Annotated in this window: 14 protein-coding genes; all 14 read right to left on the bottom strand. The window is 40.5% G+C overall.

The window, feature by feature from the left end; genetic code table 11:
* Nucleotides 1-224 precede the first annotated feature (224 nt).
* The 14 genes from spoIVA to ypeB all read right to left on the bottom strand — a co-directional run bounded on the left by spoIVA (nucleotide 225) and on the right by ypeB (nucleotide 13,883).
* Nucleotides 225-1,703 (bottom strand): stage IV sporulation protein A, encoded by a 1,479-nt coding sequence (gene spoIVA, locus HNQ41_RS05225; protein ID WP_184663365.1) that lies wholly within the window; start codon nucleotides 1,701-1,703, stop codon nucleotides 225-227.
* A gap of 331 nt (nucleotides 1,704-2,034) precedes the next feature.
* Complete coding sequence (locus HNQ41_RS05230; RefSeq protein WP_184663366.1) at nucleotides 2,035-2,742, bottom strand: hypothetical protein; 708 nt, start codon at nucleotides 2,740-2,742, stop codon at nucleotides 2,035-2,037.
* Nucleotides 2,743-2,780: 38 nt separating this feature from the next.
* Complete coding sequence (locus HNQ41_RS05235; protein ID WP_246421494.1) at nucleotides 2,781-2,978, bottom strand: DUF2768 domain-containing protein; 198 nt, start codon at nucleotides 2,976-2,978, stop codon at nucleotides 2,781-2,783.
* Between the two features lie 643 nt (nucleotides 2,979-3,621).
* Nucleotides 3,622-3,885 (bottom strand): stage VI sporulation protein F, encoded by a 264-nt coding sequence (locus tag HNQ41_RS05240; RefSeq protein WP_184663367.1) that lies wholly within the window; start codon nucleotides 3,883-3,885, stop codon nucleotides 3,622-3,624.
* Between the two features lie 70 nt (nucleotides 3,886-3,955).
* A complete protein-coding gene (locus HNQ41_RS05245; RefSeq protein WP_343043331.1) occupies nucleotides 3,956-5,002 on the bottom strand; it encodes an NAD(P)H-dependent glycerol-3-phosphate dehydrogenase in 1,047 nt (348 codons plus the stop codon).
* A 13-nt stretch (nucleotides 5,003-5,015) separates the two neighbouring features.
* A complete protein-coding gene (plsY, locus tag HNQ41_RS05250; RefSeq protein ID WP_184663580.1) occupies nucleotides 5,016-5,627 on the bottom strand; it encodes a glycerol-3-phosphate 1-O-acyltransferase PlsY in 612 nt (203 codons plus the stop codon).
* 29 nt (nucleotides 5,628-5,656) lie between these two features.
* Entirely contained in the window at nucleotides 5,657-6,973 is a 1,317-nt protein-coding gene (gene der / locus HNQ41_RS05255) for a ribosome biogenesis GTPase Der (protein ID WP_184663369.1), read from the bottom strand.
* 225 nt (nucleotides 6,974-7,198) lie between these two features.
* Nucleotides 7,199-7,849, bottom strand: a complete 651-nt coding sequence (locus HNQ41_RS05260) for a YphA family membrane protein (protein WP_184663370.1) — start codon at nucleotides 7,847-7,849, stop codon at nucleotides 7,199-7,201.
* Nucleotides 7,850-7,963: 114 nt separating this feature from the next.
* Nucleotides 7,964-9,019, bottom strand: a complete 1,056-nt coding sequence (gene fni, locus HNQ41_RS05265; RefSeq protein WP_184663371.1) for a type 2 isopentenyl-diphosphate Delta-isomerase — start codon at nucleotides 9,017-9,019, stop codon at nucleotides 7,964-7,966.
* Between the two features lie 17 nt (nucleotides 9,020-9,036).
* A complete protein-coding gene (gene rpsA, locus HNQ41_RS05270) occupies nucleotides 9,037-10,185 on the bottom strand; it encodes a 30S ribosomal protein S1 (RefSeq protein WP_184663372.1) in 1,149 nt (382 codons plus the stop codon).
* A gap of 116 nt (nucleotides 10,186-10,301) precedes the next feature.
* Entirely contained in the window at nucleotides 10,302-10,886 is a 585-nt protein-coding gene (locus HNQ41_RS05275) for a 1-acyl-sn-glycerol-3-phosphate acyltransferase (RefSeq protein ID WP_184663373.1), read from the bottom strand.
* 4 nt (nucleotides 10,887-10,890) lie between these two features.
* On the bottom strand, nucleotides 10,891-11,571 hold the full coding sequence (gene cmk, locus HNQ41_RS05280) for a (d)CMP kinase (RefSeq protein ID WP_184663374.1): 681 nt from the start codon (nucleotides 11,569-11,571) through the stop codon (nucleotides 10,891-10,893).
* Between the two features lie 121 nt (nucleotides 11,572-11,692).
* A complete protein-coding gene (locus HNQ41_RS05285; protein WP_184663375.1) occupies nucleotides 11,693-12,361 on the bottom strand; it encodes a flagellar brake domain-containing protein in 669 nt (222 codons plus the stop codon).
* A 169-nt stretch (nucleotides 12,362-12,530) separates the two neighbouring features.
* Entirely contained in the window at nucleotides 12,531-13,883 is a 1,353-nt protein-coding gene (ypeB, locus tag HNQ41_RS05290; RefSeq protein ID WP_184663376.1) for a germination protein YpeB, read from the bottom strand.
* Nucleotides 13,884-13,891 lie beyond the last annotated feature (8 nt).

The raw sequence follows: 13,891 nt of genomic DNA on the forward strand, positions 1-13,891 counted from the left end.
TCTTTTTGTCGCAAGATTCTCACAAATGACATCCAACGACGTAGGAAAGATGATAAAAAAGAGGGATTTACAAAACGACAAACATAAAGGCTTTTTTCTAAAAGAAAACAACAATGTTTACGAAAAGAGGCAAAACAAAAAAGACCTGTTTTTGTTACAATCATCCATCTTTCTTTTGAAAAGATGAATAATTGTAACAGTTGACAGGCCTCATAAATGAACACTTATAGGATAATGGCTATCAAACCACCTGAACCTTCGTTGATGATACGTTCCAATGTTTCTTTCAATTTATAGCGTGCATTTTCTGGCATTAATGACAACTTAGCTGAAATGCCTTCTCGCACGATCGAGTCAAGAGAGCGGCCGAAAATATCTGATTCCCAAATCGATAGAGGGTTCTCCTCAAAGTCCTGCATCAAATAACGCACAAGCTCTTCACTCTGCTTTTCAGTACCAATAATTGGCGCAAATTCAGATTCTACATCTACCTTAATCATATGAATTGAAGGAGCTACTGCTTTTAAGCGTACACCAAATCGTGAGCCTTGGCGAATAATCTCAGGCTCATCCAAGCTCATATCCGTCAATTGCGGGGCTGCGATTCCATATCCCGTTTGTTTGACCATTGTCAGTGCATCTGCGACTTGATCATACTCCGCTTTTGCGTACGATAAGTCTTGCATTAATTCTAGCAAATGATCTTTACCACGAATCTCAACACCAACAACTTCTTTTAAAATTTGGTCATATAAATCATCTGGTGCATGCAAATCAATTTCGGCGACGCCTTGCCCCATTTCAATGCCAGCTAAATTGGCATGTTCAATAAACTCATATTCACTAAAATGACCGACGACACGATCAACATCTCGCAACCGTTTAATATCTTGCACTGTCGCTTGCACAGCTTCCTCATAGTTGTTTCTTAGCCAATGGTCTTCTCTAAGTACCATAACCCAGCTTGGAAGGTTCACATTGACTTCATGGACAGGAAATTCAAACAATACCTCTCTCATAACGGTGTTTATATCTTGGTCGGTCATACTTTCAATATTCATCGAAATTGCTGGTACGTCATGTTCTTCTTCTAAATTATGACGTAGCGCTTCAGTATCAGGGTGTTGTGGATGAACACTGTTTACGAGAACGATAAACGGTTTACCAACCTCTTTTAATTCGTCAATAACCCGTTGCTCTGATTCTTCATAATCTTGACGACCAATTTCTCCAATCGATCCGTCTGTTGTAATCACAACACCTAGTGTTGAATGTTCTTGGATGACTTTTCTCGTGCCGATTTCTGCGGCCTCTTGAAACGGTATCGCTTCTTCATACCAAGGTGTTTGAATCATGCGTGGTCCGTTCTCATCTTCATACCCTTTTGCACCTGGTACGGCATAACCAACACAATCGACAACTCGAACGTTGACATCAAGCCCTTCATCCACATGAAGTGATACTGCTTGGTTTGGAATGAACTTTGGTTCCGTTGTCATAATTTGTTTACCCGCTGCACTTTGTGGCAATTCATCTTGTGCACGAGCGCGATCACCTTCATCTTCAATATTCGGGATTACTGCGAGTTCCATGAATTTTTTAATAAACGTCGATTTCCCTGTACGAACCGACCCTACAACCCCTAAGTAAATATCGCCTCCTGTACGTTCAGCGATATCTTTAAATATATCTACTTTCTCCACGTGATCCCCTCCGATCGTTTCTATAATGTCAAGTCTGCACTATCGACGATGTAGCACGGCCTGTCATAATCACTACCAATATATGACGCTGTCCAATAATTATGACCCAAAACTTAAACACCTTCATATTTCATAATTAAAAAGTTTTATTGATTATTGATAGGTCAATTGCATCACCTTCTTCAACGTAACCACCACCGCTTCTTGCGAGCATAACGAGCGGTAGGATCACATGATCAAGCCGACGTCAGCCTATATTCACTAAAAAGTCTCCATTCTCTCGTTATGTATATGGAGAATGGAGACTTTATAGAACTTTTAATCCTTGATATTATTGGAAAAATTTAATTTCGCCATCTTCGAATGTATACGAAAGCGAATAAACAGGAACAAACGGAGACGATTCTATAAGAAGCTTACGGAGATCTGTTTCATTTGAGGCTGCTCCTTCAAGTTCAGCGTCCTTAAAGGTTTGCTGTAAATCGATTTCATAATCAATCACAACATTGCCATCTTGATGGATGCGTAAAGGAAGTTGATGATTTGGGTTGTATGGACTTTCAACTGTCGGTTCTGAATCATATTGGATCTCTTCATAATCGATTGAAAAGACGCCATTTCCTACCGGTTCATCAAATGGAATAAAACGATGATCAGCCCTATATTGATTTACACGACGTTGAACTTCACGAACTTGATCTACTATTCTTAAATCTAACAATTTTACTTCTGGATCTGTTTCAACGTTTACAAGAACATACTGAAATACGCCGCCATTTTCGAAAGAATTGCCGGGGGGATCTTGCATATACGTTGGCACCAGTTGTCCAAAATCTACAAGATAACGTTGGTACAATGACGTATCTTTGTCAAAGTTTCTGATCGGTAAAACACCCTGATCCTCTTGGAATTGGTTCACAGCCATCTGAACAGATTGTAATTGGTCATCATATGGTACTTGATTTTCAGCACGCTCTTGTTCTGGAAACAAACAACCACTCAGTATAAGTAACAATAAAAATAAAAGAGCTATACGCATATCTCACTAATCCCCCTACTTTCTATCAACCAAATCATTTAATCAACAGGACCACTGAAGACGATAATAAATACGATAAAACCAGCGACTATCATACTGATAAACGATAGACTGAGTAACATTTTTTGTATAATCCCGGACAATTTTTCTCTTGCAAAAATGGTCACAATTACGGAAAGAAACATTAGTGCAATACCAATAAAAGAAATCCACATTTTCGTCATTCCATCGTCCAATTTTCTCCCTCCAATGCCTGTCTTATTAAGCTTGATTTATTATAGCACATACAACATTCGCGTTCACGTTTCCTGCATTAGCAACATAGCCATATCGTTTAAAACAAATTGGCTGTTTTCTAAAAGATTGTTGCTTTTTAAGTATTAGTTCACACTCGGATTCGCTACAGGTGGAAGTTGGTGATTTGGACCTCAGGTGAATATGGCTCGTGGCTCGCGGACATACGTCCCGTTATTTCAGCCAAATATGCCATTTTAGGGGACGGACTATGTTCCGTTAATGCTCTCTTTTGCAGGCAATGAAGGCGATTTGTTGCAAATAGCAGAATTCATGTCCGTGACAAGCTCAAAAACAGCCTTTTTCAAGCAAATAACGGAATCAATGTCCAGAGCAAGCGACTCAGTGGATGTGACCGCATTTAGCGAACCTGGAGTCGCAACTTTTCGTTTATCCGCGATTATCAGAAACAACAGAGTTTACGAAAAGAGCTAACAAAAAAAAGTTGAAGAAAAGAAAACTTTTCTTCAACGATAATAGACTAAATACTGCCAAGGGGCATAGGTGAATTACAGCCCTTTTTTGTCGACGATTCAAAATTATTATATGCACTGTCCACCAGGAACGAAGCACACAACGGCCTACTTACCGCTGATTTTTGTCAAAAATATGCGATAACATCGAAAAGTCTTGGGGCACCTCACGATTCATAATCGCATTCACGAGTTCGTCCTCTTGCCTCCGATCAACATCGACACATGCAACGTCTGCAACTTGCGCAATTAATTGCCGAATATGTCCTTCATCACCTAAATCTGTTTCACTCACCAACTGTGCTAGGTGCAGTAAATCTACTTCATCAACATCTGTCATCTGACCAAGGTAATCGTTCAACGTCGGCTTTGCCACGTCATGCCCTCCCTCATACATTGTTTTCACAATAATATATGCAGGGCAAACGCGGATGTGAGAGACACCATTACAATTGTCCGTAACTCGTATCGAAAGTAGGCTCTTCTACTTCTTGTTTTTTAACACGTACCATTAATTGCTGCACTGCATCCTCTGGTGTTTTATCGTGAAATAAAACGTCATATAATTCGCTTGTAATCGGCATCTCTACTTTTTCTTGGTCCGCAAGTTGCTTGGCCGCTTTCGTTGTTCGTATCCCTTCAACAACCATCCCCATCTCTTCAAGAACGTCATCAACGGACATTCCTTGACCTATGAGTTGACCTGCACGCCAATTTCGGCTATGTACACTTGTGCAAGTCACAATTAAGTCACCTAATCCACTTAGGCCAGCAAATGTGAGTGGATTGGCGCCCATCTTTGTACCCAGACGGGATATTTCTGCCAACCCTCTTGTCATCAAAGCAGCTTTAGCATTATCTCCATAACCTAAACCATTTGTTAGTCCTGATGCCAGTGCAATAATATTTTTCAAAGCTCCACCTAATTCCACGCCAATCATATCAGAATTCGTATAAACGCGAAAAGAAGCGTTCATAAACAGATCTTGGACGCGTTTGGCCGCCTCTTGATCATTTGAGGAACTCGTTACTGTCGTAGGTTGCCTTAAACTGACTTCTTCCGCATGACTTGGTCCAGAAAGAGCAACGATCGCCTCAACAATGTTTTGTGGTAATTCTTCGGCCATCATTTCTGAAATTCTTAGTGAAGAACCTGGTTCTACCCCCTTTGACGCATGTACAAATGTAACAGGGGATTGGATATATTGACTAATCTCTTGGCAAACTGGACGTACCGCTTTTGTCGGCACAACGAAAATGACCGTATCTACTCCAGTCACGACTTCACTTAAGTCTGTAGATGCATGAACTTTTTCAGGAATCTCTATTTCCTCGTTTAAGTATTTTTCATTCTTTCGGTTCAAATTAATGTCATCAACAACGTCTTGTGAACGTCCCCAAAGACGCACATCATGACCATTATCTGCTAGTACAACCGACAACGCTGTTCCCCAACTTCCCGAACCTAAGACTGCAACCGGGCGTTGCTTCACATTCATCACCTCTTCACATAGCTTTCTGACCGATTTTACTTTCCGTTCCTTTAAGGAGCCTTTGAATATTTTCGCGATGTCGCCAAATTGAGAGGGCGGCGATCGCAAGGAGAATATAACGGTACGCACTTGGGTAGTCAAAAGTTGTACTAAATGTCCATACCAACAATGGTGTTATTAATATAAATAATAGCGAACCTAAAGAAACATACCTAGTAAATATAATGCTTAGGATTGCAATGCTTCCAGCAAATAGTGCAGGCAAAAAAACTAAAGTTGCTAATACGCCAATCGTCGTTGCAACACCTTTACCACCTTTGAATTTGTAAAAAACAGGCCAATTATGCCCAACGATCGCAGCTAAACCACTCAAACTAACGATCAATGGGTCTTGTGTGGCCCACTGCGCAATCAATATTGCAACAATACCTTTAGCACAATCTAATGCTAGGACCGTAATTGCAGGACCGACTCCTAACACACGTAATGTATTCGTCGCTCCTGCATTACCACTCCCATGCTGACGTATATCAACTTGTTTTAATTTTTTTGCAATCAAATAGCTAAAGCTAACTGACCCTAACAAATAACCGATAAGAACCAGTATGAAAACTTCTAACACAATCCATCCCCCCTTTCCTAATCTCTTTTCGTTTAGTCATTTTTCTTTCGTGCGAAAATGCGAATAGGTGTCCCTTCAAAGTCGAATGTTTCTCTAATTTGATTTTCGATAAAACGTTCGTATGAAAAGTGTAACAATTCAGGTTCATTCACGAATAAAACGAACGTCGGGGGACCAACTGCAACTTGTGTCGCATATTTAATGCGCAAGCGATGTCCTCGGTGGTCCGTTGGTGTTGGATTCATCGTCACTGCATCGACGATCAAATCGTTTAACACATTCGTCGGCACACGCATATTATGACGCTCGCTCACTTCTTTTACTGTAGGCAAAACATGTTGAACACGTTGTTTCGTTTTTGCCGATAAGAAAAGAATCGGTGCGTAGTTTAGAAATTGGAACGATTCTCTCACTTCTTTTTCAAACCGTTTCATCGTCTTATCATCTTTTTCAACCGCATCCCATTTGTTAACGACAATGATCACTGCTCGTCCGGCCTCATGTGCGTAACCAGCAATCTTTTTATCTTGCTCAATGATGCCTTCATAACCATCTATGACAACAAGGACAACATCAGATCGGTCAATCGCCTTTAAAGCACGTAACACACTATATTTTTCTGTCGTTTCATAGACCTTCCCACGTTTTCTCATCCCTGCAGTATCTATTAAAACATAGTCTTGGTCATCACGAGTAAATGGCGTATCTACAGCATCACGTGTTGTTCCTGGTACATTGCTGACGATGACCCGCTCTTCTCCTAACAACGTATTAACAAGTGATGATTTACCAACGTTCGGTCGGCCAATGACACTCATTTTAATCGTATCTGCATCATAATCATCTTCAATGTCTTGAGGTACTGATGAATGTACTTCATCAAGCATATCCCCAAGGCCTCGCCCATGAGCACCAGAGATCGCGAATACTTCACCAAGACCTAAACTATAGAAGTCATAGGTTCTCTCGAGCATCTCTGGATGGTCCACCTTATTGACAGCTAGCACAACAGGCTTTTGGGAACGGTACAACATTTGCGCAACTTCTTCATCCGCTCCTGTGAGCCCTTCCTTTCCATCGACAATAAAAACAATGACATCAGCCTCATCGATGGCTAATTCGGCCTGGTGGCGCATTTGACGAACGATCGGCTCATCGCCAATATCTATGCCCCCCGTATCGATAATATGGAATTCGCGGTTAAGCCATTCCCCCGTTCCATAAATTCGATCCCGTGTGACTCCTGGTTTATCTTCTACAATAGCCACTCTCTCTCCTACTATTCGATTAAAAATCGTTGATTTCCCTACATTGGGCCGACCAACGATTGCAACAACTGGTTTACTCATCGCGTGCTCCTCCTTTATATGTAAGAACGTCTTCCACTACAAATGATTGATGATTTTAAACAAAAAAAGCCAGACTCCTCATCTATCATACAGAGACACACCGCAACTGTTTCTGCATATTGACGTTTCGACAAGGAATCAGACCGTCACTCTACTGCATGTAAGACTCGTATGAAGCTTAAAAATTATATCAAAATCCTTCTGGAAAGACAATCCTTTTCCTTCTTACTTTGTTAATGGTAATGAGTAAGTACGGTTTCGCACCCTTTGTGAATGTACATGATGTACAGGTCTCGAACCACTTATATATGACCGCAATAGGTGGATGAACCACTCTATAGTCATCAAAAAACTTAACACAGCAGCACTGACAGCAACGATGTCATAAAAGACAACACCTGCAAACGGAAAGCCTCTCCCCTCATTTTGAAAAAGAATATAAAAACATACTTCTCCCTGTACCATACTTGCTAACAACAATCCATAACGATATTGAACCGAACGAATGAAACAAAATATCACCAGCGATACAGGGATCGCAAATATCCATTCAGGATACTGATACAACCAAACTGGGTCGTACCACCTGTGATAGAGAAATAGTACATAAACTGTCGATAATATGAGGGAAAAACCGAGCAAAGTGACTTTTTGCTTTCGAGAGCTATCCAATAAAAAGCGATAAGCACTGATGACGAGGAGGATAAATGTCCCACCTACTCCCACTCCTAATATCGGTATAGAAACCGAACTTAAAGCAATGAAAAGTAAGATAAGTAACGCAGTGTCTCGTTGAAGTTTGGATTTTGGTAACAAAAAATACACGATCGTAAAAGCGATCCAACCAAACCAGTAAAAAAACACACCTTCTATCATCTTTTGTCCCTCCCTCTCCCAGTATCGCACATTTGATACAATTATAATCATTTTTTGTACGGAAATTTTCATAAGATTAGGAGGGAGAAGGAGGGGGAGATTTCATAGACCTATCTAACGAGAGCTTTGAGTGTAGTGCTTAGTATCGACCCCACGCTCTTGTAGCCAATGATGCACAAAGCCTGAAAGAACGATAGGTGTTTTTTGTAACGTATGGATCGTTGGGGCACCTAACGCCGTCATATACATTTTCATTTCTTCTCGAATATGATTCAACCATTCGATCGTTGACGCAACGCCATTTGATTCAACAGACTTCAAAACTGGACCCGCCATGGCAACGGCATCTGCACCAAGTGTTATAGATTTTATAATATCGAGTGAATCTCGAATACCACCAGATGCAACAAGAGAAACAGGAAGTTGTTCTGAAGCGACTTCAGCAACTGAAACTGCTGTTGGAATTCCCCAATTTTCAAAATGAGTGTATGGATCTTTGCGACGACGATTTTCAATTTCTGCAAAGTTAGTTCCACCTGAACCTGCCACATCAATGACTGATACACCTACCTCCGCTAACTGTCGCGCCGCTTCACGGTTGATGCCAAAGCCCACTTCTTTAACGATAACCGGGACATCTGTACTTTGAACAATCGATTCAACCTTCTTAATTGTCCCGGTAAATGTACGGTCCCCTTCTGGCATCACCAGTTCTTGAATCACATTGAGGTGTACTTGTAATGCATTAGCTTCAATCATATCAATAGATGCGCGAGCTTGGTCCACCGTCGCTTCACTTCCAACATTTGCAAAAACAATTCCATTTGGACAACGGTCGCGAATGACTTTATACGTCGAACGTTCAGAATCATTTTTTAAAGCTGCCATTTGTGAACCTACAGCAATGGGGATGTCTAACTCACGCGCTACTTCTGCTAAGTCTCCATTTAATTTTTCCGTTCTTTCACCGCCACCGCCTGTCATCGCATTGATATAGAAAGGCGAACTGAATGACAGTTCGCCCAGTTCTACAGATAAGTCGACAGACGCTACGTCTGTTTCAGGAAGTGGCTGATGAACAATGTGAACATCGGAAAAGCCTGAAGATTGTTGTAACGATACTTGTAATGCATGATCGATATGGTCAATTTTCCGTTGTTGTCTGCTCATCTTCATCACCAAAATCTTTAAGACTTGTACTTTTTAAGCTGATCACCGATCATATCACCAAGTGAAAAACCAGCTTGGTCCTCTTCTTTTTCGTAGTCTCCATCCGGCTCAGCCATTTGCGTTTCTTCCGATAAGGCACGAATGCTTAAAGAAATACGTTTCTCTTCTACATTTACTTCCAATACTTTCGCTTGAACCGTTTCACCTTCTTGTAGAACTTCTCCTGGTGTGCCGATATGTCTGTTTGCAATTTGAGATATATGCACTAGACCTTCCACACCTGGTGCTACTTCGATAAACGCACCAAATGAAACGAGACGTTTTACCGTTCCTTCGACAACGTCGTCTGTTTGAATTTCGCCTTGAATTTTTTCCCAAGGCCCTGGTTGCGTTTCTTTAATTGATAGTGAAATCCGTTCATTTTCAACATCGACAGATAATACTTTGACGTTGACACGGTCACCTTCAGTAACAATCTCTGACGGTGAATCAATATGCTGATGTGACATTTGTGAAATATGAACAAGTCCGTCAACGCCACCAACATCTACAAACGCACCAAAGTCAGTTAAACGCTGAACTGTGCCTTCAATTTCATCACCTGTTTGTAATCTCTCTAGCGTATGACGTTTTTCATTATCTGCTTCAGCGTCTAAAACTGCGCGCTGTGATAAGATTAACTTATTTTTTTCTTTGTCTAACTCAACCACTTTTAAACGAAGGGTTCTCCCTTTATAATCATCAAAGTTTTCTACAAAATGACGCTCAACAAGTGAGGCTGGAATAAAGCCACGAACACCGACGTCAACAACAAGACCACCTTTGACGACATCGGCCACTTCCGCTTCAAATACTTCTCCACTTTCGAGTTTAGCGACCATATCTTCCCACGCCTTGTCAGCAGCCACTGCTCGTTTAGATAAAACAAGCTCGTCATCAGTTAACTTAATCACTTTTAATTCGATTTCGTCTCCTTCTTGTAAAACGTCGCTAACTTGTTCCACATGAAGACTCGACAACTCGCTAATCGGAACAACACCATCAGTTTTATACCCGACGTTTACAAACGCTTGCTTGTCTTCTACTTTCGTGACAGTCCCTGTCACGATGCTTCCTTCGGATAATGCTTTTACACTAGCCATTTCGTTATTCATTTCTTCTACCATTGACAATACCTCCCTAATACCCGATGCCACTCCGGGAACGTGTAGACTTTTTTATCATCATCTCTCACAAAAGGTGAAAGATACGAACAAAACGGTTGGAACACACTCACTTCGGTTTAGCGATACGTATTTAACAATTGTTGAATACCTTTCATTATTTCTTCGGTCGCTTCTTCAGCTGAAGCTTTACGCTCACGGACAGCGTTAAAATTTAATGGCTCTCCATAAACGATGGTCAGTTTTGAAAATGGTCGATAGCGACCTATTACTGCACAAGGTACAACGTGTGCTTTTGACCGAAGAGCGAAGAAACCAACACCCGCAAGCCCTTGACCTAGCTCACCTGTTTTACTCCTCGTCCCTTCAGGGAAAACCCCTACAACATGGCCTTCTTTTAAATGACCAAGGCCTGTACGGAGAGCCTGGCGGTCGCTTGAACCTCTCTTTATTGGAAATGCTCCTAGCTTCGGCAATAACCAATTTAACAAACGGTTTTCAAACAGTTCTGCTTTCGCCATATAGTGAACGGGCCGCGGGGCAAAACCTCCAACAAAAGGTGGGTCGAGATTACTAATATGATTGCTACATAATAAAACACTCTCCGATTTAGGGACATTTTCTTTACCGATAACTTTGACGCGAAAGAATAGCCGAAAAAACAACCAACATAAAAACCTTCCTACACTATATAGCCAAGTCACAAGATCAATCCCTTTCAGGTACAGCTGATACAATCGTCAAAATCTCAGCAGTAACTTGTTCAATTGATCGGTCTGTTGTATCAATTTCAATCGCGTCATCGGCTTTAACAAGAGGCGCTACATCTCGCTCAGAATCTATTTGATCACGTTTTCTTATTTCTTCAATTAACGTGTCTAAATTCGAATCCTCACCTTTTTGTACATTCTCTTGATGTCTTCGTCGCGCTCTTTCTTCAACAGAGGCTGATAAAAATATCTTCACCTTTGCATCTGGCAGTACAGCTGTACCTATATCTCTTCCATCCATAACTGTATATCCATTTTGAGCTAATTGCTGTTGACGTTTTAACATTTCTTCGCGTACCGCACGATGTTTTGCAACATAAGAGACATGGTTTGTCACTTCACTCGAACGGATTTTGTCTGACACTTCTTCATCGTTAAGATAGATCGTTTGTTCTCCTTGCTCGTTCTTTAATGATATTTCTGCGTTAAGTAATAATTGATTTAACGTCTCTTCATTATGTATGTCGGTATTCGTTTTTAATGCTAAATAAGTTAATGCTCGATACATCGCGCCTGTATCGATATAGACAAACGAGAGGCGATCAGCCACTTTCTTTGCCACTGTACTTTTTCCAGCCCCTGCAGGTCCATCAATAGCTATATTAATTTTCTTGTTCATATGACATATTACCTCTTTTCACACTTTTCCTAACCCTTAATCAAAAAACTGATACTATAAATCATACCATAAATTGTGGACTAAGGTCTATTTCGAAGGTCTTTTTCTTGAGACACCTTGTTTAATCTAGTTGTTCTTTTTGTCGTAAAAAACGTTGGCGATCAAAGCAATACCGTATGAGTTTTTGCCTATCCTGCTCTTTAATGTCGATAAATTTCAAAGAACCTTTATCTCTACCACCGTTATGCCCATCGTGAATACGCACAAATTCACAAACAGCATTCACGTAATCAATGGTCTCATCTAAAAAATGAACAACTACCCAAACTTGGCATCGGTCACCCGCTTTCAAACCGTGGTTCTCAGGCATGACAACAGCCAGACCTCCCCCACTTACGTCCACTGAAACCGACGTAAATGGTTCCATTCGATTTTCTGTGATTGGATATACCGCAACATCTGTAGCTGCCTCTACTCGAACATATTTCCTACGCTGAATACGAAGATAATTGTCTTTACCTGGATCTTTTAAAACGAGGGACGGAACGTTACCTGGCTGCTTATGTAAAAGCTCTGTTTCAAATAGGTATATCGCTTCATCACTTCCTAGAAACCAAGCTCGAAACTGAGTTCCTTGATAAAAATAATTCGTACGATTTGTCTTTTCATCAATCGGATAATCAACAATAAAAACACCTTCAGATTGGTCGACGAGTCGACAGCGAAACCGCGCTTTTTCCTCTCCTTCTTCATGTAATGCTAAAAAGATTTTATCACCAATATTGATCACAACTACCAGCCTTTCTTCCGTTTACTCACACCTTTCATTTTATTTTACCATTCATCGCAAATTCCGCGAATCCTTTTTCATTCATTTCTTCAACAAAAAAACAGCGAACCTCTAGGGGTCATTTCTGTAGACGGATACAATAGACCATAGAGGTTCGCTGAAAAGAGTTTTAAGTTAGTTCTTCGTAAACAGGTTCTGCTTGGTCTAGTTTTTCTACTCGCTCTTCATCCCCATTTTTAGCATTAATAAAGATTCGAAATGTATCATCATTAATTGTTCCATAAAATTCATGACAAACGACTTCTTCTTGTACATCATTTTGTAAAAGAGCCAGGTGATGTTCCATAACATCGAGGTTAGGATTGAGAGCATCCTTTGCCTCATCTTCAGAAATTTCCACATCCAAATCATCACGGTCTTCATGGTTTGCTAAATAAGCAATACTTTCATAACCAATGACTTCTCCGTCATCTAATGCGACTTCTAATACGATGGAATCTGGATAGATGCGGATATCTTCTTGTGTATCAACAAACTTTAGTGTAGCAACATTCCCGTATTGTTTACTATCATCAAGTACGAGGTTTCCATAGCCATTCCTTTGCAGAAATTCTTGTGCATTGTTTGTGGCTTCATTTAAACTTACATGTTCTTCTTCAATTTCTCGTTCATGTAACATCCAAATCGGATGCCCTTCTTGTTTTGTCATATCTAAATAAATTGGTCCCTCTCGTTCAGGGTCTTCAACTGTCATGCTGTATGCAGGGTATGGTAACCCATCTCCAGTTGGTTCGATGACAATATCAACTTCTCCCGATATATCAAGAAATTCTTTTACTTTTTCTTTTGCTTCTTGCTCACTTAACGGGTCTCCCTCTAGTTTTTCCGCCACTTTTTCATCGTTCGGTAATATATCAATGTCACCTGAAGCAAAATCAGTTTTTGAAAAACTGTCCGCTTTTTCATCAATAGCCGCAAAACCATTGATGACTGTATTATCCATTGGCTCATCATGATTTACTAAATCCCGCTCAACATCAGTCCAACGTTGGTGACCTTTCAACACATGAGCTTGTACATGGCGCATGTCTTCTTGTATTTCTTCACTTTGTTTATAAAGGTTTTCCAAAGTCTCATACTCTTCATCTGTCAGAGGTTCTTTATCAAAATCTCGAACAGCATTTTGATATGCAAAATCACCAATGTCGTTCAAGAACTTTTCTGTGTCATTGAAGGGCACAAGACCTAATGGGAGTTGTCCAACCTCATCATGAGCTTGAGAGGATACACGCCATACTTCTGCTAAAGATGGTGACAATTGTTTTGTAGAGTTCATCGCTAAAGTTGAACCGATCTCATCATTTAATTGATCAACATGATACGTTAAATCATGAAAGGCTCTTTGATAATTATTCTCATTTTGAATTTCAGCTGCTTGTTTTTGTTGTTGCTCAGTAAATCCCCAGTAACCAGTTCCAATTAATGCAATGACTAAAACGACAATCGTTATATTACGAAACATTCGCTCAC

The organism is Texcoconibacillus texcoconensis (assembly GCF_014202575.1).
GTDB lineage: Bacteria > Bacillota > Bacilli > Bacillales > Salisediminibacteriaceae > Texcoconibacillus > Texcoconibacillus texcoconensis.

What these genes read in the sequence shown, in the direction of transcription:
- der (WP_184663369.1), bottom strand. Translation starts at nt 6,973, where the DNA reads ATGAGTAAACCAGTTGTTGCAATCGTTGGTCGGCCCAATGTAGGGAAA.
- HNQ41_RS05260 (WP_184663370.1), bottom strand. Translation starts at nt 7,849, where the DNA reads ATGATAGAAGGTGTGTTTTTTTACTGGTTTGGTTGGATCGCTTTTACG.
- fni (WP_184663371.1), bottom strand. Translation starts at nt 9,019, where the DNA reads ATGAGCAGACAACAACGGAAAATTGACCATATCGATCATGCATTACAA.
- ypeB (WP_184663376.1), bottom strand. Translation starts at nt 13,883, where the DNA reads ATGTTTCGTAATATAACGATTGTCGTTTTAGTCATTGCATTAATTGGA.
- HNQ41_RS05230 (WP_184663366.1), bottom strand. Translation starts at nt 2,742, where the DNA reads ATGCGTATAGCTCTTTTATTTTTATTGTTACTTATACTGAGTGGTTGT.
- rpsA (WP_184663372.1), bottom strand. Translation starts at nt 10,185, where the DNA reads ATGGTAGAAGAAATGAATAACGAAATGGCTAGTGTAAAAGCATTATCC.
- cmk (WP_184663374.1), bottom strand. Translation starts at nt 11,571, where the DNA reads ATGAACAAGAAAATTAATATAGCTATTGATGGACCTGCAGGGGCTGGA.